Source organism: Parabacteroides johnsonii DSM 18315, from assembly GCF_025151045.1.
In the GTDB taxonomy this organism is placed as follows: domain Bacteria; phylum Bacteroidota; class Bacteroidia; order Bacteroidales; family Tannerellaceae; genus Parabacteroides; species Parabacteroides johnsonii.
Map to the genome: position 1 here is coordinate 233695 of NZ_CP102285.1, position 22833 is coordinate 256527.

Genomic DNA, 22833 nt, shown 5'->3' on the forward strand with positions numbered 1-22833 from the left:
CTCCGTTTAGCAATTTCGTAATACGTTTCCTCTGTTTCGAAACCGGTATGAACGCCTGATTGTACGAATCGCTGCCACGGGTTTGCTCTATTGTTTCTCACGTCCGTTTATCAGATAGACGAACGTACCGTACTTCAGCTTGACCTTGTTCTTCTTGATGGCCTTGCCGATGGCATTGCTCGTCTTCTGGTAGGCGTTCTGTATGGCCTGCATTCCCCATTGGGAAAGGCTGTTGCCGTAAGTGCCGGTATTCATATTCAGGTTGCCCGTCACCGCACCGCTCGCTACCTCTTTGCTTGTTTCCCGAAACTGGCTGTTCGGCACGTACAGCCCTTCCAGACCGTCTGTGTCGTATATCGACAGGCTGACCTTGACCAGTTCGTCATTGACGAGTATGCTGTTGATGCTCCCTTTCACTCGTCCGGAAGAGAACCCGCTGACCGTGGCATACAGATACGTGCCGCACTTGACTACGCTTTCACCGATCTCCACGTCGTCGAGCAGACGCAGGCGCACGCGCGAACCGTCCACAGCCTTGATGTCCTCGTCGATGATCGCCTTGATGAGCTTCGGCTCTTCTCCGGAGCGGGCGAGTGTGTTGAAGTAGTCGGAAGTGGTCTTCACCTTCTTCACGACCTCGCTCGCCTTGTCATGCTCGGACGGAGCCTTGACCGAACGGCTCTCCTCGTCGATAATCCCTTTGGCTTGTATGGCTGTGTCTGGCGGAGCCGTCGATACGGAGCTGTCCGCTTCGGCCGGCGCTACTTCTCTCTGTCCTCTTAGCCTCGCTTCGGCAAGGGCTTTTTCCAGTTCCGCGAGAGCTTCCTGTTCCCGCCTTTTGGCGTCGGCTGCTTGCGCCGCCATAGCCTTTTCCTGCTCCTGTTGTCCGAGCAGGGCGATGTCGTCCTGTGTGTATTGCGACTCATACTCTTCCTTGTTGTCGTCAGGTTCGTCCCGTTCTATGTTGTCCACGGCGGAATAGTCTTGTATTTTCCCCCATGATTTGGCCATGTTCTCGTACTTGCTTCCGATACCGTCGCCTCCCTTGATGGTTGCGTCCGGCAGTTCGGGGTTCAGAAACTCGGTTGTCTGGAGCGTCTTGTCCTGTATCTCGGCCTTTTCGGTGTGGAACAGGTCGAAAATGAAATACGACGCACCCAACAAAGGGAGATAAAGAATGGCCGGAAGCATATACTTCGGTTGCCTGAAATTGATTTTCTCTAATATTTTCATTGTCTTTTCTCATTGTAGGGTTGAACACGTATTGCCTTGGGCTGCGAGAGCCGTTCCCTTAGCAGGCTGTCCTGCATCTCCGTTGCAGTTCGCCGGGAAGGATGATGGCGGTACACGACCGTCAGCCGATAGATGTTCCATACCAGTCCGCCGAGGACGAAACTGAAAACGATCACCAGAAACAGCGTCCGGTGTACGTTGGCGAAGCCTTGTACCTTGGCCGCAGCCTTGTCGATACGGGTCGCTTGGGCGAACTTACGGCCCGCTTGTACGTCACGTTCATAGCGTTCCTTGTATTTCGGATCGTTCTTGTCCGGCATTTTCTCGCCGAAGAGCATACGTCTGAATCCTTTGATATTCATAACCTTGCTGTTTAATAGTTGATTTTCGTCTTCTGCTCGATGTCCTTGTTCAGCAGGGTGCGCCAATTCACGATAAGCAGCCCGTGCGGGTTGTTCTCCGTGCGCGGCACACGTTTAAGTTGCCCTGCCGTAACCAGTTCGCGCATAAGGATATTGCTGCGACGTTCGATACGCTGACGGCCGTAGTAGGTAAATTCCATCTTCTCCTTGTTGAAAGCCACGCTGTCGCAGAAAATGGAGAAGACCGCGCTCGTCCCCAAGATATTGGAATAAAATCCTTTCTCTTTGAGCGTATTATACTGCGCCAGTCCGGTTTCGTCCACTAAATACATGGCTTTCTCCATCGTGTAACGGATATACTTGTCGTCGGGAGCCAGCGTGAAGAAGTAGTGGTGGAACATCTCCACATGGCTTTTGGCTTCCACGTCCAGCGTCTCGTCCATCGTCGTCCGGTGTACCAGTATCGGCACGTTTCCGTCCAGCACATATACTTTCTTCTGTGCGTCCGTGACCATCGTGCGGGCCGTCCAAATGCTCGATAGGCTGATAATGACGCACCCCACGAGAAATGCGGTGCAGATAATGCCCACCAGCTTGATCTTGTTTTCCAGATTCTTGATGACCATACGCTACCTGTTTTTACCGTTCAGTTCATTTACATACTCACGGTGAAGCATAGTCATCACCGTCTCATGCAACTCGGTCACGAGCGGGGCGAACACCCCGGCGAATACATGCAGGTAATGTCCCAGCATGAACACATGGGTAAACACCCACCAGATACCGCTCCGGCGTTTTTGGGGATTTTTTTGGAGCTTGGCGAGGTGCAGCCGATAAGTGAGATAATCCGCCAGCGGAACCACATAACGGTCGTTCCACTCGAACTCCTCGTCGAGTTCCTCATACTGCGGGTCAAGCGGCTGGTTCTCCACTACGTCGTTGAATGCCTCGCCCATACGTTTGTCTGCATAGCGCATGAACTTTTCGTCCCTGCACCAGTTTTCGATTTTCTTTTGAGTTTTCATTTTTACATATAGGATTATTGATTGTCTTTATCGCATGATTCCGCCCATAGCTCCCGTCGCCGTCATCTTGGCCTGCTGTGCCACGCCCTCACCGAAGTTTCGCGTAGAGAAAGCCGTGTCGCCCTCCGGTATCATCCATGCCGCAAGGTCGGGAACGAGGTTCAGACATTTCAGAGCCACGATGCTTGCAGCCATCAGGTAGCCCGCCGAGAAGAAGCTGTTTTGCAGGTAGGCGGCCATCGTCTGCTCGCTGGCGGTTATCGCTGTCAGGTTCTCCACCTGAATACACAGCACGATGTCGAACAAGAGCAATACATAGAAACCCACGAAGTATAGGGTTCTAATAGTGAAAATAAAGGAGTAAAATAGGAAAGAAAAGTAATATAAAGTGCATTATATTAGGTATTTATGTTATTTTCCTATTTTGACCGAAATAGCATAAAATGCCATAGTTTTAACGATATTTTGTTGCATATTTGTTGCACGTAACAGATTTAATTGTTAATTTTGCCCTCGTAAGACAGAGGAAAATCCTCTTATTGAAACCAAATAAAAGAAAGGGAAAAGAACATGGCACGACCGAAGAAAGTGCAAAAGGTAAAAGAGCCTGTGCGCATCAGAAAGCGTAAGTTGGCCAATGGAAATATGAGCCTGTATCTTGATGTCTATGTGAAAGGGGTACGCAAAGTTGAATCCCTCGGATTGTACCTTGTGCCGGAACAGACACCGATTGACAAGCAACAGAACGCCCACGCCATGCAAGTGGCAGGGAAAATCAAGGCAGAACGGATTTTAGCCTTGCAGAACCACGGTGTGCGCCAGTGGAACAAGGTCAAGCGGTCGTGCATTACCCTCATTGATTTCCTGAAAGAGTACGAACAGGAGAAATTCGGTTTTTCTGCATCCACTTTGAAAGGCAGACGGGATTTGCGGCTCAAAGTCGAAACCTATCTAAACGAAACGTGCCAGCCCGATATTGTACTGGCCAATGTGGATGCGGACTTTTGCCGTGGCTTCATCGCTTTTCTGCGTTATGCGAAAAACAGCGTGCGCAAGGACGGCAGCACCATCAGCAACGGGGCGGCACACCACCATCAGGCCGTGTTGAATGGGGCTTTGAACAAGGCTGTCCGTGAAGGTATATTGACTTCCAATCCTTTGAAATCCTTGGCCTCGAAAGAGAAATACCAGCCCTCGGAAAGCATCAGGGAATACCTGACATTGGAGGAGTTGAAAGCGGCGATGGCCGCTCCATGCCCCCGTGATGATGTGAAAAGGGCATTTCTATTTTCCTGCTTCACCGGGCTTCGGTTGAGCGATGTGCGCTCTTTGACATGGGGTAAAATTATCAAGGCACCGGACGGGCATACCTTATATATAAGGGTAAGGATGCAAAAAACGCAGAAGTTGTTAAACGTGCCTCTGTCAAAGGAGGCTTTGGATTGCCTTTATCCTAAGGATGATGCCGACGAGCCGATTTTCACACTCCCTGCAGGAGCTTCCAATATAGAAAGAAACTTGACTAAGTGGATGCAGAACGCAAAGATAACCAAGCACATAACCTACCATTGCAGCCGCCATTCATTCGCAACGATGATGCTTACGCTCGGTGCGGACATCTACACAACATCCAAGCTACTCGGTCATGCCAACGTGAACACGACATCCATTTACGCCAAAATAGTTGACCAGAAGAAGATAGAAACGGTCGGACTTGTAGATAACTTCTTTTCAAGATAATAGCAAACAGAGGGGAAAAGATGAAAATAACGATACGAACACGGACGCTTCGGACGGGAAGTCGCTCGATATACCTTGACTTCTACGACAAGGGTAAGCGATGGAATGAATATCTTAACCTATTCCTCATACCGGATGATGAGCCGGATGCGAAAAGGCTAAATGAGGCTGCTATGGCAAAGGCCAACACCATAAAATCCAAGCGTATGCTCGGTATAGAGGAGGAAACAAACGACGACGAACAATCGGAACTCCCCAAGCGTGTGTTTGCAGACTGGCTTGCCGACCATATAGAGGGGATTAGACGCAATCCGTCTTATGCCGCATCCACATACCGTAACTACCGTTCAACCGTAAATGTGATAAAGGCGTATTTGCAGCACCTCCGCAGACAGCGGTTGCTGATGTCTAAAATAGACAAAGGCTTTGTCCTCGGCTTTATTGACTTCATAGAGCATACCTACCGCAACACCAAATCGCCAGACAATCCAAAGGAAATGTCGCCCCATACGCTGCATCTCTACCAGTCCACGTTGGTGCGTATGCTCAATGCGGCTGTAAAAGAGGGGGTATTGGATAGAAATCCATTCTACTCGTTGGAGCGGAAAGACCGAATCGGCAAGCAACAGGCCGAAAAAGAATATCTGACCAAAGAGGAACTGATGGCGTTTGCCGAAGCTCCTACCGTCAATGAAACGACCAAACGGGCTTTCCTGTTCTGCTGCTTCACCGGGTTGCGATACAGCGATGTGAGCGCATTGACATGGCGTGACATCAGGCAGGGAGATAACGGCTGGATGGTGTCTGTAAAGGCCATGCAAAAGACAGGCAAACAGGTGGTAATACCTCTGAATCAATCAGCGATAAGCCTGCTGCCGGACAGAAACGGTTGCAAACCGAGCCAAAAGGTATTTGACATGACTTGTTTGAGTTCCTGCAACAAATGTCTGAAAAAGATTGCCGCTGCTGCTGGTATAGAGAAAAAAATCAGCTATCACACGAGCCGCCATACATTCGCAGTTTTGGCACTGGCCGCAGGTGGCGATATTTATACGGTGGGCAAATTGCTCGGGCACACAAGCATCAACTCAACGCAGGTCTATGCCGATGCTGTAATGGAAACAAAGGTTGAAGCAATCAGCCGGATTTCAAGCTATTTTTCCAAATAATGTGATAGGTGTTAATATTTATATTGCCCGAAACGGTAAAAAGTCACACACTGTTTTGTTGTGTAATGTAGAAGCGTATTATATAAACATATGTATATTCAAACGTCAAACATAAAAAGTCAAGCTATAGATTATTTTTTGGAATTTTGTGTATATTGTATTCTGGCAATCCCCAGGTAATAATTCCAATTATTCTTTCTATCAAATTAAGCAAAGATGGTATTTGTGTTTGAATTGCATTTGTACTATATTTCTCTTCAGGACAAACTTCTTTGTCTGGGTATCTCGTAGTGGCCTCTGTACCATTGAATAGAATACCCAAACAATAGAGTACCGTATTTACATAATTATATTTTACTTCATCATGTCCAGTAAGCATCATTATATAATTATTTGAATATACTGTTGTGGCCTTATTCACTAATTTGACTATAATTGGTAGTTTTTTCTCGAAATTATTTTCTATACCATTGATAGCTTGAGATATAAATTTACAATTTTCTGCATTATATCCATTATCAAATCTTTCATAAAGTTCTTTGAAGGCTTCTTCTGGTGCATGTCCTAAACCAATAGGTCTATCAATTACATCACATTCCAGAAGGATGCCTTTTATTAGACATTCGACACATTGCTGGAGAAAGAAGATGCAATGCGCAAACCTTTCATTCTTAAAAAGGACTTTTGCTGTTGCCAAATTTTCTGTCGCCACAATATACCATTTAATACCTGCACAATTGCAGCCTGCTATTATAGCATAAGCATCATTCACATCTTCTGTGTGTAAATTTTCTTTTACTAATTTTCTGTTTCTACTCATTGCTACTACTATATTTAACAAACGCAAAATTAGCTATTTGCATTTCAATAAACGATAGTTGTGGCTTAAAATTATTGCACTATGAAATAACTTTTGTCTATTAGAATTTTAGTATCTCTCTATTAGAAACAGACTTCTACCATGATTTGGTTTGTCCTAATGTTATAGCGCAAATAATAGTTGCCCCAAATGATTCAAGAATTCTTTTTTCATGTTCTATACCGTTACCAGAAGTACGTACATCATCAAATAAAACAATGTATTTGTTCTTGAACCAATTTGCGTCATACGATTTTCCTACGGCAACTGTTCCTCCTTCATGTTTAGCTTCTCCATCTGCTACAATATTTATGTGGTTGTAAGCATTATACATATTTAAATCACTGCATACTTTTTCGGCAAACAGTTTGAAACGTCTATCATTTTTCATACGGGTGGAAGCTGTTAAGCACACGAGCGTAAGTTTGGAAACGTCTGTGCCAAAGGTCTCACTTAGTATATTTTCAGTCCATTTAACAGCTCGATTTAATGCCATATCATGTTCGTATTCACTAACGTTTTTGAACGGATCATTTTTGAAACTCCATATAAATTTCCATGCATCCCACATTTCGCTCGTAGCATAATCCTTGTAATTTTTATAACTGTAGTAGTCACAACACCATTTGTGCTTTACAGAACCATTCCATGTGTGTGTATACCAATCAGACACACACTTTAATAAAGCGTTCTTTTCTTGTTGCTTCCGTTCCTCATCTCTACGCCTTTGTTCCGCTTCTTTTCGTTCCCGTTCAATCTCCTGTAATTCCCGGTCTTTGCTATTGATATTAGTTTCGGAATTTAAGATTTCCAGTATTAGCGAAAAGTCACATTCATCTAAATCTATAGTGCCGTATATTGCATTGAATCCCATTGAATAGATTTGTCGCAAATGCTTTGCGGCCTCTCTTGATTCTTGTTCTTGATTATATTTTTCAACATACAAGAATAGTTCGCTTCCTACTTTTACAACATCAAAATAGTCGCTTATATAAATCTCTGACTTACCATATTTTGCTTTATTAAAAGCTTTAATGGCATTGGCATTCTTCTGTTTTGCTAAGACTGCATCATCGAATGGTATCCCTATTTCATCAAAGTTGCTGCGGAGATCATAGAAGTCAGCTATCGTGAAACTGTCAGTAAAGTTGCATTTCTCGCCATAGTAGATTGAATCCAAAATAGCTCTTTTCAATTTTTTCTCATCGTCAATGCATATGTCTGCATTGAAAGATGTTACGGTTTCTGATTCGTTGGAAGACAAAATATGAATAATCTCTGCCTCAGAATCAATTTCATCTTTGGAAAAAGAGTTGAGACAAAATTTTCTACAGCCAGCTATGAGACTTATCAATTTAGCATGATTATCATATAATGCCAAGAAACAATTTTTGATTTCAAATTTTTCCTCATCGACAGTATTCAACTCGTCTAAAGGAATATCATCGAATATTCTGCCGTGAGAAAAGTTCTTCCATGCTTTACTGTATTTATGTTCAATCCGATGGGCTTCTTTAAGAACTGAAGCAATATTCTCAATTCGGTTCTTGGATTGACCAACCCTTTGAATTTCCACAAAAGAATGGTAGGAACTCTTCGTTCCGATAAATCTATCCACAGCCTCTTTATTTGAACGTATCAGTTGTGAATAGGTTTTCATCCAAGAATCTATGGTTCTTATTTCCGAGAAATGTTCAGCAACAATCTCTTTATGCTCATAGCCTTTCAACAATGGTCTGGATTGCTGTTTCATCCAAACTTCATAAGCAGATTTATAGTTTTTAATTACCTTGTCGTAGGTTGTTACAACATTATTATAGTCCTTGTGCTTGAATATGTAGGCAAATATGGATTTCATGATAATTTAATGTTATACAGACATTTGGGATATTTAAGACTGCTGGTTTTGAATGTTTTTACTCCGCCCATTATGGAAATTTTCTTGTCTGCGACTTTCCCAAATAGCAACCTTGATTTTTTATCTACCATAAAGTCGTGGAGTTCTGAGTTTTCCGTTCTTGAAATATACCCCCACTCAAAAAACAAATCACCACCATTAGGTTCAAGTCCCATGAGTTGGTCAACTTCACACCCCTTATTCACAGGTAACCAACGAAGCACTTTAATTGCATTTGCATCATATTCGTTCTCCAATTCGGCAAATAGTACACAATAGGTATCATGGCATGTTGCATAAGGAGCATAGAATTGTTCTCCTACAAGCGAAAACTTTTTTGTCAAAAACAGTTCTGGAACATCCGTTATTTTCAATTCCTCGATGTCTGGAAACCTGTTTACAGGCATACCAATGTCATCAACTTTATCTTTATTCATGAAGAAATGCGATTCGGGATATATTGGTATTATTCTGTGGAGCGGCATCTTATTTTCGTTTATTTCAACTCCGCAATGTAATACACAACCATCCTTAACCCGCTCACAGACATCTTTGCAGACAATGTTTTTAAGCATTCTGATGTTTCCTCCACCGTGATTTCTAACAGGGAATAGTAAAGCCATGTCGAACGTGACAGAAAGGAATCTATGGATAATCTTGTTAAACATGAAATACCCTTTCAGCTTATTCGATGGCAGAGTATTATTGGAATCGATAAAAATATCGAACACGTCACGGGCTTCTGACAAAGGAGTTCCGATAAGAAGATTTGAAATTCTTATAGCCTTTTTATAGGCATCATTTAGGCGTTTATGCAATTCCTCAACACCGTCAACATATTTCGGTGGTAAATAGCCAAAATCTTTTTTATCCATAGTTTCATCATCTTATTAAGGTTAGTATCTCTTCCGGTTTGACAATGGCATGAGAATACCCCGAATGTAGGAGTTCTACTCTTTCCTTTGTCCCCCAAAAGCACGCAACGCTTTCAATACCAGCTGCATTCGATGATTGGATGTCAATTACTCGGTCACCAAACGATATGGCTTCTTTAGCCGAAATGCCCATAAGTTCTATTGCTTTGAGCATGGGTGCCGGGTGTGGCTTTGTTGGCTTTGCATCATGATAGCCTACAATGTACTGGGCTGGTATGTGGTAATATGCTACCAGTTTATCAATATATGGCCGTGGAGATGTACTTACAATACAAGTTTTTATGTTACATTTGCGGATGATTTCCAGAACGCCAGCCATGCCATCATACATTGTTGTATGTGGAATCAAGCTATATGCCTGTGTCCAATCTCTGCGATGACGCGATTCTTCCAACAGAGTGGTATCAACCAGGGTTAAGTCCATATCGAAAATAATGCTTCTCATACCCTCAGTCGAATAATGATGTTTGTTTGACTGTTTTCACTTCTGAGCGGATGGCTTTCTCACACATCAGGAAAACCTCGTTTATTGATGCCGAACGCAGGGGATACGCTTTCCCCTCTTTGATGAGCTTTATGTTGCCCTGCACTTTTTCATGGGTGCAATCTTCATCGCTCTTGTATTCTACGGCAAACAGGAGTTTGCCGGAATTTATCGTTGCATTGACTGCGTGCATGGTGCCGCCTTTCTCGCCTGTTTGGATAACAACTGTAGCATAAGAAAGTCCTGCTTGCAGTCTGTCACGAGCAACTAAGCCATATCTACCACAACTCTGACCAACGGGATATTCGCTAAGTAACAAACCTCCTTTCTCTACGATGTCCTTTGCTAGTTCAAGGTTCTCTTTTGGATAGATAGATTCCCAATCAAGCCCATTAGCCAAAAAAGCAGTGGTCACACCGCCAACCTCCAATGCACCTTGATGGCCTGCAGCATCGCATCCCATTGCAAGTCCTGAAACAATGTTATACCCTCTTTTGGCAAATTCACTTGAAAAGTATTTCCCGGCCTGTGTGCCGTTCATCGTTGGTTCTCTTGTGCCAATTACCGCTACCCCCGGTTTCTCCAATACCTTTACGTTTCCTCTGTAATAAAGAATGATAGGAGGATTGAGCTTCCCTGTTTCATCGGTGCAATCACGAAGCATTTTAGGAAAGTCATCATCGTAGTAGGAAATGATACCAACTCCTTCTTGCTCGCAGCGCGCCTTGATACGCAGTGCGGTTTGATAGGCATATTCAAAGTCTCTCTTAGAAAAGGACTCAAATTTTTTTCCTTTCAGCGACTTCCAAAAATCGCAAAGTTGTCCGAAGTCACCAATGGAGGTTGGTGCTTGATTGGCTATTTTTAAAATCGTTTTATTTCCAATACCATCCAATTGTTGGAGAGTCAGTATCATTTCGGTCGAAAGTGTCATAGTCTTGATGTTTTTAGGATTCGTCTTTATGATTTTGGTTCATCATAGCTTCAACTCAGGTAGAGTATTCACAATGTCTACCGATTGACAAGAGAGATTTATTACTGACAACAGGAGGTCGAGTATGTAGCGAGGTTGCTCGTGTTCTCTTGACCAGTCGTTAGGGTCGTTCTTGATTTGGGATGCTTTGTCGATGGTGACGGCATAGCGTTCCATTATCCACTCGATTGCGGACTTGCCATTAACAATGTACTCGTAGGCTTTGAGTGGAATGTTCTCGATGGTGATATGACCGTTGTAAATGATGCGTGTCTTATCTGCAACGAGTTTCCCGTTCTCATCACGGACTTTGGCGAATTTCATCTTCTCCACGGCGAAGTATTGATAAGTTTCATCTGCCCATTCGCTCTGCCAAATGTTGTTGTCGCCAATAACCTTTACACCAAAGAAACGATGTGCCAACATGGGCATTTCTGCGAAAAATGTATAATCGCCGTCATGTCCTGTTGTTTGCACGTTAATACCTTGCTCGTAGTTCAGGTGCAGGTCGGCAAGCTCCTTTCCAGCTTTATAAAAGGCCATGAAGTCCTGCACATTATCTACAATGGGGATGCGTGGTAATGACTTTTTCAAGTCATCGGCGAAACGCTCACGGTATTGCTTGGAATGAAGCAGACCATATACATAGTAGAAAATGTGCTCTTTGGTGATGGCTCGTGAACCTCCGAAACGACTACGGACTTCCTTCAAAATCCAGTCGGTTATGCCGTCACGACGGATATAATAGTTCGTTTCTGCATCATCGAAAAGGGAAGCCTGCGGATTATTGTTTTCTTCGTACCAATAGAGTGGGAAGCATTGACCATTTTCTGATAAATGAAGATTAGGGAATATATTTGTAATAAGACAGGAAAAGTCATTCCTATACCCCGTCCCTGTGAGGGTTATCATTTGATTGTCAAAAGATTTGGGATACAATTTATCAAATATTCCTGGTCTTTCTATGAATGGTCGATGATAATATAATTTCATTTTGTTGAATGGCCGGTATGCGGTATTCACAAAGGCTGTCGCCTTGTATTGGTGTTTTACGCACTTACCCAAATCATTCCTAAGATTAACAGTCCAGCTAATTTTTGTTTTATCTTCTGAAATGTCGTCTTTGCCAACTTGTTGATTGTAAAATGTAATCATTGACTGCATATTACTTGCAATCTTTTCTCTTGAAAAACCAGATACCCAAGCATCGCGATTAGTAGCTATACCAATAGCATAAGTACTAAAAACGCTTTGAGTACCCAGCGAAAATTTCTTTTCAGGAGCCAGTGGAATCAGACTATCGAAAACACCGTCACGTTGATTTATCCAATCAGCCTTCTCATTAGGCATGATGACTTGCCAATCCAATTTCTTTGAGGTAATGGAGCGAAAGTCTTTTATCATTTTAAGTTTTTGTTCACGAGTAAGATAGTCGCCAATGTTTCGATATAAAATTTCACATTTGTCTTCTTTCTGATGTGCGGGATTTTTAACAAGAATTGTAATAGCAACGCCTGTCATGATATTAAAAACATTTTCGCCTTCTTTACGAGCATTTTCTTTTGTCTTTGCCCTAACAGCTCCACGGAGGTCAAATACATAAATCTTTGAAAATTCTTGTTCTATTGTCCTTCTAAAACCTTCTCCCATTGGTTTGTCAAGCCAGCCTGAATTTGTTATAAAAGCAATAATTCCTCCTTCATTTGGGTTTAATCTATCTGAGGCCCAGCGGAAAGCCTTGATATAGCTATCATAAACACCTTTTAATAAAGCTGCAGATGATTTTTTTACATATGTATCTTCTATTCTTCTTTCCAATGCAGGGTATGACAAATTCTGTGCATTGTCATTAGCCGATTTCTGCCCGATGGAATACGGAGGATTCCCCACGATGACCCTCACGTGTGTGGCCATCTGTTTCTTCACCCGTTTGGAATTGTCCTGGAAGAACTCCGTGAAAAGTTCGTTGTGCTTCTTCTCTGCCAGTTGGAATGTGTCCGTCAGGCAGATGCCGCTGTACGGCAAATAGGTTTTCCGACGGGTAATGTCATGGAATACCGATTCAATGTTCACATCGGCGATATAATAGGCCAGCAGCACGATTTCATTGCAATGGATTTCATTCAGGTACTTGCGCTCCATGTCCTCCGGTCGGATAAGGCCGGACTGTAACAGCCGCGTGATGAATGTGCCAGTGCCCACAAACGGGTCAAGGATATGCACATTCTGTTCGGTCAGCGAAGTGTTGAACTCTGCCTTTAGGATATCATCCACGGAACGGATGATGAAGTCCACGCACTCCACGGGCGTATAGACGATGCCCAGCTTCTCCACGGTGAGCGGAAACGCGCCTTTGAAGAACTTTTCATAGAGGTTCTTGATGATGGTCTGCTTGCCCTCCAGATTGTCTATGCCGCCTACATTTGTCCTCACCGACTGATAGAACTTCTCTAACACTTCGGTATCTTTCTCGAAAGCCTGCTCCTGCAAAAGGTCTATCATGCGCTGCATGGAGCGGCTCACGGCATTGTTGTTCACGAACTGGTAATCGGCAAACAACGCATCGAACACCGGACGGGTGATGATGTGCTGTGCCAGCATCTCGATGGCCTGTGCCGCGTCCACGGACGGGTTAAGGTCGCGCTGCAATCCCTTGAGATATTCGTTGAACGCCTTTTTGTGTACGCCGGACTGGATAAGTTTGGATATACGCTCGATGAACTTGTGCGCGATAAGACCGATTTCCTTTGCCCAGTTCTCCCAATAGAGGCGGTCGCCGCACTTCTCCACGAGCTTGGCATACATGCCGTCCTGCAATTCGCCGAAACGAAGTTCCAACTGTCGGGCGATTTCCGCGTTCTCCATCTGCCGTGCTTCTTCCTCTCCCTCCTGAAAGCCCAACCCCGGCCTGCCGATGGTGACGGACGGCGTATAGGACTGCTTGTTGGGTTTCTGCTTGTTGAGCGCAATCTTGTTTACCATCGCATTGAAACGGTCATCATGGGAGCGCAATGCGTTCAGGATTTCCCAGACCACATCGAAGGTCTTGCTGTTGTCGAGTGCTTCCTCCGCAGAAACATCGGACGGCACTACAATAGGGATGATGATGTACCCGTACTTTTTCTCGTCGGGCAGCCCCTTGTGGAAAGTGCGCATCACGCGGCCTACCGACTGCACCACATCCACCTGCGAGTTGCGGGCGGAAAGGAACAGCACGGCATCGAGCGACGGCACATCCACGCCCTCGGACAGACAGCGCACGTTGGTCACCACCCGGCACTCCCGGTCATTGTCCGGCTCATCCGCCAGCCATTGCAGGATTCCATTGCGCTCCTGTGAGTTCATTGAGCCGTCTATGTGCTTTGCGGTTATCGAAACGGTATGCGAAAGGCTCTCTTCATCCAGATTCTCGTCGTACTTTTCCGATATTTGCGGCAGCACGGAAGCCACATATTTGGATGCGATGCCCGTCCTGCTTGCGCTCCTGTCAATAGACGAACAGAACGCCACGGCACGGCGCATCATGTGCGGGTCGGCATCCCATGTGCGGTGGTCATCACCCCGTATCATCTTCGACAGTCCGTTGATAACGCCGATGAGCTTGGAAGTGTCGTCAAAGTTCAGTTCCGTGGTCGTGTCGGTTACATCACGTCGGATGTTTTCCGGTACATCGTCCTCACCGACGGTAAGGACAAGCACCTTGTAGTCGGTCAGCAGTCCGTTCTGCACAGCATAGGAGAAATTCACGCGGTAGAACTCCTCCCCGTACAGAGCCTTGTCGTCCATCGAACAGAGGATGCAGTCCTTTTCCGATGCCTTTATCTTGGCAGATTCACCGTACAGTCGTGGCGTAGCGGTCATGTAAAGCCGTTTTCTGCCTTGTACGTTGTCATCGGAGTGTATCTTGGTGAAGTTGCTCTCGTCCTTGTCCGACAGCTTCACGCCCGTGGTGCGGTGGGCTTCGTCGCAGATGATGAAGTCGAACACGCCATACTCGCCGTCTGTTTCGGAAAGTATCTCCTGCTGTGCCGCTGAAACGGCATCAATGGACTGGTAGGTGGAGAACACTACCACCAACCCATCGTGGCTGCAGTATTTCTTCAACTGCGAAGCGATGGATTTAGGATTGGTGGATGCAGGCACGGCAAGGTCAACCACGCTGTCATCCATATCGTCGTATTTGTTCTGAATCTTCCGTGAGGCTTTGGAATCCGAACAGATGCAGACGGCCTTGATGGGTTTCTTCGCGTCTGCCGACCATGCGTTGAGTGACTGCCCCAACAAGGCGATGGACGGAACCATGAACAGCACCAGTCCTTTGCCGCCCAACAACTGTTCGGTGATGAGCAGCGAGGTGTAGGTCTTTCCCGTTCCGCAGGCCATGATGAGCTTGCCACGGTCGTTGCCGTCAATAATATAGTGCGTGTATGCCTTGGATATGGCATCCAACTGGTGCTTGCGCGGTTTCTTGCCCTCTACAAGCGCGGAGTTTCCTGTAAGTCCATCCATCAGTTTTTGCCAGTCCACGCAGGAGGAGTTCAGGTCAATAAGCCCAACCCGTGAAAAAGGCGGGTCTTGGTGGCGGATGGCTTCCTCGGCGTTGCTTCCCCAATGGTTGGTGGTTGAAATCCATATCCGTTTGGCAAACCGGGTGGTCTGGAAAGTGACTTCGTTGGTGAACGTGCGGCTGGAGGTGGCGAGGAATGAATCCACGGCTGGCTTGTCTATCACGGCATCCTCCGCATAGCACTTGCACTGGATAGCCCAATAGTCGCCCATCTCGGTCTTGGCCACGAGGTCGATGCCCGTGTCCGTGCCTCCGAAGTCCTTGCGCCCCGGAAAATCCTCCCACAGCCACACCTTTTCAAGCTCGTTGTAGCGTGGGTCTGTCAACAGCCATGAGCGCATCAGGCGCTCGAACTTTGTACCCTTTTCCTTTTCGGTAAACGATTCGGTACGGAATTTATGCAGTATGTCCTTGAAATTCATCTCTTGATAAGAGTTACAGTTGATATTGCAAAGATACGCATAATATTGCAAAATCCGCACTTTTGCCTCATTTATAATGGGATATAAAGGATATTTGGTACGGTTTTGTTTAGTAAAACCGATTTTGGAAGCCTGTTAACTTATTGATTCACAGCATTTGTATTTCCAAGATATATCTCTTATCAAGGGATTACGGTTTTTGCTAAACAGGTTCCATCGAAATTTTTCGGTTACAAGTCTTTTAAGATTAGGCTGTTAGCCTTGTCCACCACGTTTGTGTCAAGCGATGCAAGGTAGATGCGCGTGGTTTCTTCCGAATCGTGCCCCATTCCCTCGCTGATGACCGAAAGCGGTATGTTCTTGCTCTTGGCGATGCTTGCCCAGCAATGGCGCGCGCAGTGCATGGTCAGCGGCATATTCAACCCGGCTAAACGGGCGACTTCTTTCAACGCCACGTTAATACGGCTGATGGCATTGCGGTACTGCGTCCGCTCGTCTGCGCATGGGTTGGTGATTATCGGCAGCAGGTATTGGGTGGTGGAACAACCGTCGTTTTTGGCGATGATGTCCTCCATGCATTTCTCCCATTTGATAGTCAGTTGCTGCCCCGTCTTTCTCCTGCGGTATATGATGATGCCGTTTTTCAAGTCCGATTTTTTCAAATAAGCCATGTCAATGAACGACATTCCGCGTGTATAGAATGAAAAGAGGAACATATCCCGTGCATAGTCCAGATGCGGTTTCAAGGTCAAGTCAAGTTCCTTGATGCGTTTTATCGCTTTCAACGGGAGGGCACGTTTCACTGTCTTGCTGATGCCCGTGTAAACATGCTTGAACGGATATTTCTGTTCCGTCAGTTCCTTTTCCACGGCACGGTTATAGACGGCACGGAGTATGCGCATATAAAAGGAAGTGCTGTTGGGGCAGATTTCCTTGCTTTTGAGCCATGCCTCATAAAGCATCATGGTATCGCTGTCTATCTCGCACAGAAGAATGTCCTGCCCCTCGCGGAACTTCATAAAACTGGTCAAGGCAGCGGTGTAGGTTTCCGACGTGCGCACTTTGCCAAGCTGCTTCAACTGCCCGATAATTCCCTGCATGAAACCGAATAGCGATTGCCCATCCATCTGTCCGTTAAACTTCTCTATGATATTATCTGCGGAGTATTTTCCGCCTTGCCTGTCGCATTGTGCGATGATGGCCTGCAAACGCCGGATGTCCCAACCGATGTGTTCCGCAACGCTGTGGAGATACCGTTTCCTGTTCTCGCTGGTTTCAGGCATGATTCGGACGGACGATGCTTCCTTGTTCCATTCCGCATCAAACACGCGGAAGTCCGTTCCGATTTGGCGGACTGTTCGCCTGTGGATTACCTGATAGTAGATGCTGCCCTCCTTGCCGTTTGTGGCGGAAGGACGATATTTTACCTTGATGGATGCCATTCACTTTATTTTTATTGTTTGGATTCGTTTTCATTTCTCACTTTTTTAAGCTGCCTGTTGAATACGGCCAGCGTGGAATCCTTACCGACCGTTTCCACCAGTCTCTCGTATGCACCGACGGTCACTGCCAGTTCAGGGTATAGCTCGTTGAGCATGAATGTGGTTACTTGGTACTTGTCGGCAACCGTTCTCAACCGTCTGTTTTCCTCCCGGTATTCATGCCATCGCACCCAACTAATGGCAAACAGGGCAAAGAACACGAGTGTACTAACGATACCAGCCCATGCGTAAGGATTCTTGTACCAACCATCGGGTACTTTGTCCCATAGCCGCCGGATTCCGCTTTTAACTTTGTAAAAGTGGATAGCTTGACAAAGTTTCTGTGTGAAGCCTTGCTTTTGCCGTGCCTTTTGTGAAACCTGTTTGTCTTTCTCCACATGGTCGGTAAGCACTTCCAATATCTTGTATAGCAAATCTTTGGTGGTAGGGATGCCTCGTTTGCGCATATCTTTGTCGTTGGCATCGGTGTATTCCTGCAAGCTCACAATCATTTCACCGCCCAATGACTTTTTGTATGCCTCGATGGTTTCCTTGCTCCCGAAAATACCGTTGATGTTCTCCGGTGTGCTGCCGCCGAAGAAACGTATGATTGGCTCCAGCTTCACCGCAAGCCTTTTCACTGTCTCGTCCTTGTCCGAAGCGTCCTTTGTGGCCAGTATCTTCTTGATTTCCTCAATGTCCTCTGCCAATACCCCGATAAGGTCGGATATGTTCTGTAAGTTGTCTTTCATCTTCTCATCTTTTTGGGTTTATACTTGTTCTTCTCCTTGTCATTCTCGCTCCATCCGCTTTCGTTTCCTCCACCTCCACCGCCGGATGAAACCTTGGCTTGGTGAGGTTGGACGCACAACTCGATAAGTGCGTTGATGCCCACTTGGACTATGCCTGTGTTCGTATCGGCATCGGCGAAAGTTCCGCTGCCGGATGCTTCTGCATGGCCATCGGTAGAATAGGCCTTATCCGTCTGTTCAAATGAATTGTCCGGTTCATATATGGTTTCCGTTTGGCTTGTTCCGCTTTCAGCCGTTGGTCGGGTATGGTACAGATTGTTTCTCCATTCCAAGCCCTCGGCGATACGGCCTCCGAACTGCTTGTCCAGCTTAAAAAAGCCCATGCTGCGGTCTATCCGTGAACCGCTGAACGATATTCCATCTTTCGTGAACGACACACCAATGATATTCCCGTTACGCCTGTCGAGCTTGAAGTTTACCTCGATGCCCTGCTTGGCCAACCTATCGCACAATTCCGACCAACTGTTACAATGAGGCAAGGCCGCTTTGACGGCATCATGGATTTGGTATTTCACCTTGTCCTTGCCGCGCAGACGGTCACGCTTCACGTTCACCTTGCCTCTGGAAAAGTGCAGTCCGTATTCCCTTGTGAGAGCCTTGCACACCGCTACGTTGCGTATGGCATCGTTCCGGTCGCTGATGGTGTTCCCGTCATTGTCCACCCTGTTGGCCACGATGTGCAAGTGCTGGTGTTCCTTGTCGGTGTGGCGGCATACAATATATTGGGTGTTCACAATGCCCATGCGCTTCATGTACTCACGTGCTATTTCAGTCATCAAACCGTCCGTCAGCTTGGGCGTGTCCTCGTGGGCGAAGTCCAATGAGATGTGGTACACCGGATTTTTCAGTTTGCGCCCCGGCTTGTCATCAGCCTGTCCCTGCATACTCGCTGCTATGGTTGCATTATTGTCAAGCCTCACGTCCTTGCTGTCTATTAGCCTTGCCTTTTTCGGGTTGTTCACATAGTTCACCAGCTTGGCGAAGCTCGCCCGTTTCTTCAAGTCGCCCATCATATCCCCGCGATGATTTTGTTGAACTCGTCCAGCAGGGCGGTGATTTTTTCTTTGGTTCTCGGAAAGCCCTGTTGATGTGCCATCTTCGTCAACTGGTTCAGGTTATTGCAACCACCCTCCAGCATCCTTATCTGCTGTCTGTCCTCCTGTGTCCGTGCCGCCACTACTTTGCCATGAAGCAATAGTTCGCGCAGGAAGTGCGACGGCTTCTTGCCTGCATCAGCAATCCGTTTCATGACCGTTTTCCACTCGGCCAGCGTGAGCCGTGTGGATATGGTCTTAGTCCGCGCCTTGCCCTTTATGGCCTTGGGGCGGCCTCCTTTATGATTGTTATCTTGTTCTGTCATTCGCTTGTTATTGTCTGTTACAAATGGGTCGGCGTTTTTAGGGCTGCAATCCGGCCTTGCCGTTTTCCGCGTGGTCGGGTCGCCGTCAGTGGCGTAGTTTTCGTGGACGAAAACATTAACTTGCCAGCCCTAAAAAACGCCTCTATAAATGGTTCATTCCATGCCCAATTTCCCACCTTTGTATAAGAGGTATTACCGTCTAAAGTATGTCCGTTTGCGTTGGCTGCCATGATGAATTGTGGTCACGACATTGTTCCCCCGCGTCATCGGTTGGGGATTGCTCGGTTTCCTTTTTCCCTGTTATCGCATCGGCAAAGTTCTCTGCATCTGCTGATGTATTGAACACATATCCGCCGTTCCCGTAGTCGCTCCAGTAGCCGTTGAACTCCCGTGCTCTTGGGTTAAATTTCCGTTCTCCGGCTGCTTCATATTCATTGGAGAAACGCACGGCGAAAATCTCCGCACCGCTTCTTGAATGCGTCCTTTGTTCGATGATGTAAGGTGGATTTTGTTGTTCCTGTCCGGCGCAGTTATCCGGTGTGGGTACGCCTGTTTGCATGTCTTGTGTTCCGGTTACTTCCTCGACTTGTCCGCTCTCTTTTTCGGGAGCCGGTTCGTCTGGAGAGTTGCCGCAGTCTTTGGTCTCATGCACGCTTTTTCGCTTGGGCGCATCCTTTGGCACTACGGAGTCATTGAGCCATGACCTAATCTCCGTGCGCATGAAGTAGAGCTTGTTGCCTTGCTTGCGGTAGGGTATGCGATGCTCGGAAGTCATGGCATAGATGGTGGAAACGGATTTGCACAGCATCGCCGATACATCCTCCACTGTCATTATCTCCGGCAAAGGCTGTGCAACGTTTGCAGACATCAGTTTCTCCACCATTTCTGTAAGCGTGTCGATTTTAGAATGGAGTTCTGCCACGGCACGGGGCAGATTATCAAAAGACATATGCAATGGTTCGTTGTCTGTCATATTAAAGAATTATTGAATGTAGGGAAAATCAATCCGCACGGGCGAGCTTGCGCATGATGGCCTGTGCTTCCTCCGAAACCTGTGCTTGTGATGCGACCGGGTTCTGCCGCAGCCATTTCAGAAGCTCTGATTTCTCAAAATACACCATCTTGTTGTTCGGCTTGAAATAAGGGATGACTTGGTTATGGGTCATCTTGTAGAGCGAGCTTTTGGATATGCCGAGGAACATTGCCGCTTCTTCCAAATTCAGCACTTCCTTTGAGGCATACACCACGTTCTTTACCTTTTCAACCTCCTGTTTAAGCCCGTCCACCATCTTTCGGAGTAAGGCGGTTTCGTTCGGGTTCTGTTCTGTTTTACACATAGTCTTTATCTGTTTAATTGTTGTTCTTAATCGTTGCCATTCGCTTGTGTTTCTTTAGGTTGGCAAGTGCAAAGTTAAAGCGAAAAGGATATGAAAACAATACTCCAATTTGGCTTTAACTAATTGTATAACAGCGATTTATATTACAAATATCCAGCTAAAATGCCAACTCAAAAGATGTCGGTTTTCCGCACCAAGTGTACAAGTCATACAGCGGCAAAATTCCATTGGCAACATTCACTTTTAACCTTGCATACAGGTTTTTATAACAGCAGAAATTTGCTAACTTTGCCACAACCTTGAATATTGGAGTGTACAAGCATATTTCTGTCGGTTGCAGTGGCTAATGTGACAGTCCAAATGCCAACCCAAAAACATCTGACGGAAAATGAAGATTTAACATTCATACTTGCAAGTCTGATTCTTAACATTCGATTACAATAGTGTTAAATACGGGGGAAATAGTTTTTCTGATTTTTGTTGCACGTTTGTTGCGCGAGCAATTTTGTAAAACTTATATAATTAATAATCAACAAGATATAGACGAATAGAAACTTCCGAAGTAGAGCATGGCGCCGTAGAAATGCACCGTCAGATACCTTGTGAGCCACTTGGCCCACGCACCTTCCCATTTGGGCAACAGCGAGAAAGCCCATTGTATAGGCCCGAAAACGGTGAGCATTCCCAATAGGATTTGCTGGCAGTAAATCGTGGCCCACCACCCGATACGGAACACCACGAGGGCGACCAGCATGATGATTTTGTCTATCCCGACCACGATGCCCGAAGTCAATGAGGTAAACCACAGCTTCGAGGCGTCTTTCTCCATATTCGTCACTTCGTCCACACCCGCCTGCTCCATCGTCGCTTCTATCAGGTTCGGGTCTGACGTGCCCGAATGGGCGACATCGGCCTGCGCCTGCAAGCTCGTGTACATCGTGTCCCGCACATGGATAAGCTCTTGCACTTCCTCGAACTTGTCCGCTATCTGCGTGGCTTCCGCTTCATAGAGGTCGTGCGTGTACGAGCCGATACAGTTCGGGATATAGGAGAGGAAGTCCAGAAAACACCAGCTACTCCCGCTACCGGCCATGCCCGTATCTGCCGGTGGGTACCACCAGCATAGGATAATCGAGACGGCCAAGGGACGGAAGAGTTTCATCACGTCCAGCGGCTCGTGCTTGACCATCATCTTGTAGGCCATGCCCGCTGCCATGATGATAGCAAAGAGTGCGGCCAAAGCCATGCACATTTGTAGTATCCACCAAAAAGGCCCTTGCGAGCCGGTGAAGGTCGCATCGGTCAGGAACTCGTTGGTCTGAAAAATCACATCGTCGATTTCTTCTTCCAAGATGTTGATGCCGAAATCCGAAAGTATATTTCCGTCTGCCATGTGCGCTGTTTTTTATTTTCCTCTGTTTACTGTCTCGTCTCCATCGCCGCTGCACGTGTCGCCGCCCGATTGGGAGCCACGCACCGCAAAGCGCGATTCGTTCCATCGGTTCATGGCCTCGCGGATAACGCTGCCCTTGTCCAATGTCCGGTCGGAGGTCGCATTCAGCAGGTTACTCGTAATCGTAGCGTTCTGCCGCCGGGCGAGATAGCCGACAAGGATTTCGTTCTGTCGCACCACGTCCTCATAGATTCGCAGGTACTCTTTTTTCCGTTGGGCGTTGGGCATGTAAGCGTTCTTGGTCTCGTTGATGGCGCACTGGTACACCTGATAATATTCCGTCCACCGTTCTTTGTCGTCGGGCGTTCCTCCGGCAAGCAGAATACGGTCGATGTTGCGTTTGAACCGTTCCATCTGCTCGCTGACCTTATCCCCCTCGGCGAGCCAAGCAAGGTCTATCTGCCGGTCGGCCACGTTCAACGCCTCGATTTCCGCCCGCTTGACCAGTGCCGAGTCGATGGATTCCGCTTCGTCCACCTGATTGTACAGATTGACACCCGCAAGGGTGCGGAACGAAAGTTTGTTCTTACTGGCCGCCGACTTTTTGTAAGAGTTGTGCAGCACGGTGTAATAGAGTTCGGGCGAGAGAGCGCCTGTACCGGTCTCCATGACCGTAATCTGGTTCTGTTTCGGCGAATCGTGATTGTAGGTCACGGACTGCGCTTGTGCCGCCGTGGTTGCAAGGACGGCTACCGTCATAAGCAAAAGTTTTCTGTTCATGTTC

At 46.6% G+C, this 22833-nt stretch carries 19 protein-coding genes and 2 pseudogenes; 2 read left to right on the top strand and 19 right to left on the bottom strand.

Annotated elements, in window-relative coordinates:
• Positions 1-87: 87 nt before the first annotated feature.
• The 5 genes and pseudogenes from traM to NQ564_RS01170 all read right to left on the bottom strand — a co-directional run.
• Positions 88-1233 (bottom strand): conjugative transposon protein TraM, encoded by a 1146-nt coding sequence (traM, locus tag NQ564_RS01150; RefSeq protein ID WP_008151933.1) that lies wholly within the window; start codon positions 1231-1233, stop codon positions 88-90.
• The gene (locus tag NQ564_RS01155) at positions 1230-1595 is read right to left on the bottom strand and encodes a hypothetical protein (RefSeq protein ID WP_008151931.1); all 366 of its coding nucleotides are present in this window, start codon (positions 1593-1595) and stop codon (positions 1230-1232) included. Before NQ564_RS01155 ends, traM begins: the two co-directional genes overlap by 4 nt.
• 11 nt (positions 1596-1606) lie before the next feature.
• Positions 1607-2221 carry a conjugative transposon protein TraK gene (gene traK, locus NQ564_RS01160; RefSeq protein ID WP_008151929.1) on the bottom strand — a complete coding sequence of 205 codons (615 nt, stop codon included), beginning with the start codon at positions 2219-2221 and terminating at the stop codon, positions 1607-1609.
• A 3-nt stretch (positions 2222-2224) separates the two neighbouring features.
• The gene (locus tag NQ564_RS01165; protein ID WP_008151927.1) at positions 2225-2620 is read right to left on the bottom strand and encodes a hypothetical protein; all 396 of its coding nucleotides are present in this window, start codon (positions 2618-2620) and stop codon (positions 2225-2227) included.
• A gap of 27 nt (positions 2621-2647) precedes the next feature.
• Positions 2648-2956: pseudogene (locus NQ564_RS01170) on the bottom strand (hypothetical protein); the annotation flags it as partial.
• A gap of 234 nt (positions 2957-3190) precedes the next feature.
• Here NQ564_RS01170 and NQ564_RS01175 point away from each other — a divergent pair.
• Positions 3191-4360, top strand: coding sequence for a site-specific integrase (locus NQ564_RS01175; protein WP_008151922.1), 1170 nt, complete (start codon positions 3191-3193; stop codon positions 4358-4360).
• A gap of 20 nt (positions 4361-4380) precedes the next feature.
• Positions 4381-5529: a site-specific integrase gene (locus NQ564_RS01180; protein ID WP_008151920.1), complete on the top strand. Its 1149-nt coding sequence runs from the start codon at positions 4381-4383 to the stop codon at positions 5527-5529.
• Positions 5530-5653: 124 nt separating this feature from the next.
• Here the strand turns inward: NQ564_RS01180 and NQ564_RS01185 are convergent, their stop codons facing one another.
• The 14 genes and pseudogenes from NQ564_RS01185 to NQ564_RS01250 form a co-directional block, all read right to left on the bottom strand.
• Positions 5654-6349 carry a HEPN domain-containing protein gene (locus NQ564_RS01185; protein WP_008151918.1) on the bottom strand — a complete coding sequence of 232 codons (696 nt, stop codon included), beginning with the start codon at positions 6347-6349 and terminating at the stop codon, positions 5654-5656.
• Between the two features lie 136 nt (positions 6350-6485).
• Positions 6486-8246, bottom strand: coding sequence for a YqkE family protein (locus tag NQ564_RS01190; RefSeq protein ID WP_008151916.1), 1761 nt, complete (start codon positions 8244-8246; stop codon positions 6486-6488).
• Complete coding sequence (locus tag NQ564_RS01195; RefSeq protein WP_008151914.1) at positions 8243-9160, bottom strand: hypothetical protein; 918 nt, start codon at positions 9158-9160, stop codon at positions 8243-8245. The genes NQ564_RS01190 and NQ564_RS01195 overlap by 4 nt, the downstream gene beginning before the upstream one ends.
• A 7-nt stretch (positions 9161-9167) precedes the next feature.
• Positions 9168-9665, bottom strand: a complete 498-nt coding sequence (locus NQ564_RS01200; RefSeq protein WP_008151912.1) for an HAD family hydrolase — start codon at positions 9663-9665, stop codon at positions 9168-9170.
• Positions 9666-9669: 4 nt separating this feature from the next.
• On the bottom strand, positions 9670-10638 hold the full coding sequence (locus NQ564_RS01205) for a DNA-processing protein DprA (RefSeq protein ID WP_008151911.1): 969 nt from the start codon (positions 10636-10638) through the stop codon (positions 9670-9672).
• Positions 10639-10680: 42 nt separating this feature from the next.
• Positions 10681-15666 (bottom strand): DEAD/DEAH box helicase, encoded by a 4986-nt coding sequence (locus NQ564_RS01210; protein ID WP_008151909.1) that lies wholly within the window; start codon positions 15664-15666, stop codon positions 10681-10683.
• 230 nt (positions 15667-15896) lie between these two features.
• Positions 15897-17108, bottom strand: coding sequence for a site-specific integrase (locus NQ564_RS01215; RefSeq protein WP_008151907.1), 1212 nt, complete (start codon positions 17106-17108; stop codon positions 15897-15899).
• 11 nt (positions 17109-17119) lie between these two features.
• Positions 17120-17899, bottom strand: coding sequence for a hypothetical protein (locus tag NQ564_RS01220; protein WP_008151905.1), 780 nt, complete (start codon positions 17897-17899; stop codon positions 17120-17122).
• Positions 17896-18972, bottom strand: coding sequence for a relaxase/mobilization nuclease domain-containing protein (locus NQ564_RS01225; RefSeq protein WP_008151903.1), 1077 nt, complete (start codon positions 18970-18972; stop codon positions 17896-17898). Before NQ564_RS01225 ends, NQ564_RS01220 begins: the two co-directional genes overlap by 4 nt.
• Positions 18969-19319: a plasmid mobilization protein gene (locus NQ564_RS01230; protein ID WP_008151902.1), complete on the bottom strand. Its 351-nt coding sequence runs from the start codon at positions 19317-19319 to the stop codon at positions 18969-18971. Before NQ564_RS01230 ends, NQ564_RS01225 begins: the two co-directional genes overlap by 4 nt.
• A 199-nt stretch (positions 19320-19518) precedes the next feature.
• Positions 19519-20292, bottom strand: a complete 774-nt coding sequence (locus tag NQ564_RS01235) for a helix-turn-helix domain-containing protein (protein ID WP_008151901.1) — start codon at positions 20290-20292, stop codon at positions 19519-19521.
• Positions 20293-20320: 28 nt separating this feature from the next.
• Positions 20321-20656 (bottom strand): helix-turn-helix domain-containing protein, encoded by a 336-nt coding sequence (locus NQ564_RS01240; RefSeq protein ID WP_008151899.1) that lies wholly within the window; start codon positions 20654-20656, stop codon positions 20321-20323.
• A 547-nt stretch (positions 20657-21203) separates the two neighbouring features.
• A pseudogene (locus tag NQ564_RS01245) lies at positions 21204-22049 on the bottom strand (hypothetical protein); the annotation flags it as partial.
• A 12-nt stretch (positions 22050-22061) separates the two neighbouring features.
• A complete protein-coding gene (locus NQ564_RS01250) occupies positions 22062-22829 on the bottom strand; it encodes a DUF5045 domain-containing protein (RefSeq protein WP_008151893.1) in 768 nt (255 codons plus the stop codon).
• Between the last annotated feature and the right edge of the window lie 4 nt (positions 22830-22833).

Excerpts from the sequence above, each read along its gene's own strand:
- NQ564_RS01195 (WP_008151914.1), bottom strand. The coding sequence starts at position 9,160 with ATGGATAAAAAAGATTTTGGCTATTTACCACCGAAATATGTTGACGGT.
- NQ564_RS01185 (WP_008151918.1), bottom strand. The coding sequence starts at position 6,349 with ATGAGTAGAAACAGAAAATTAGTAAAAGAAAATTTACACACAGAAGAT.
- traK (WP_008151929.1), bottom strand. The coding sequence starts at position 2,221 with ATGGTCATCAAGAATCTGGAAAACAAGATCAAGCTGGTGGGCATTATC.
- NQ564_RS01215 (WP_008151907.1), bottom strand. The coding sequence starts at position 17,108 with ATGGCATCCATCAAGGTAAAATATCGTCCTTCCGCCACAAACGGCAAG.
- NQ564_RS01155 (WP_008151931.1), bottom strand. The coding sequence starts at position 1,595 with ATGAATATCAAAGGATTCAGACGTATGCTCTTCGGCGAGAAAATGCCG.
- NQ564_RS01230 (WP_008151902.1), bottom strand. The coding sequence starts at position 19,319 with ATGACAGAACAAGATAACAATCATAAAGGAGGCCGCCCCAAGGCCATA.
- traM (WP_008151933.1), bottom strand. The coding sequence starts at position 1,233 with ATGAAAATATTAGAGAAAATCAATTTCAGGCAACCGAAGTATATGCTT.
- NQ564_RS01165 (WP_008151927.1), bottom strand. The coding sequence starts at position 2,620 with ATGAAAACTCAAAAGAAAATCGAAAACTGGTGCAGGGACGAAAAGTTC.
- NQ564_RS01175 (WP_008151922.1), top strand. The coding sequence starts at position 3,191 with ATGGCACGACCGAAGAAAGTGCAAAAGGTAAAAGAGCCTGTGCGCATC.
- NQ564_RS01225 (WP_008151903.1), bottom strand. The coding sequence starts at position 18,972 with ATGATGGGCGACTTGAAGAAACGGGCGAGCTTCGCCAAGCTGGTGAAC.
- NQ564_RS01210 (WP_008151909.1), bottom strand. The coding sequence starts at position 15,666 with ATGAATTTCAAGGACATACTGCATAAATTCCGTACCGAATCGTTTACC.
- NQ564_RS01190 (WP_008151916.1), bottom strand. The coding sequence starts at position 8,246 with ATGAAATCCATATTTGCCTACATATTCAAGCACAAGGACTATAATAAT.
- NQ564_RS01220 (WP_008151905.1), bottom strand. The coding sequence starts at position 17,899 with ATGAAAGACAACTTACAGAACATATCCGACCTTATCGGGGTATTGGCA.
- NQ564_RS01200 (WP_008151912.1), bottom strand. The coding sequence starts at position 9,665 with ATGAGAAGCATTATTTTCGATATGGACTTAACCCTGGTTGATACCACT.
- NQ564_RS01205 (WP_008151911.1), bottom strand. The coding sequence starts at position 10,638 with ATGACACTTTCGACCGAAATGATACTGACTCTCCAACAATTGGATGGT.
- NQ564_RS01235 (WP_008151901.1), bottom strand. The coding sequence starts at position 20,292 with ATGACAGACAACGAACCATTGCATATGTCTTTTGATAATCTGCCCCGT.
- NQ564_RS01180 (WP_008151920.1), top strand. The coding sequence starts at position 4,381 with ATGAAAATAACGATACGAACACGGACGCTTCGGACGGGAAGTCGCTCG.
- NQ564_RS01240 (WP_008151899.1), bottom strand. The coding sequence starts at position 20,656 with ATGTGTAAAACAGAACAGAACCCGAACGAAACCGCCTTACTCCGAAAG.
- NQ564_RS01250 (WP_008151893.1), bottom strand. The coding sequence starts at position 22,829 with ATGAACAGAAAACTTTTGCTTATGACGGTAGCCGTCCTTGCAACCACG.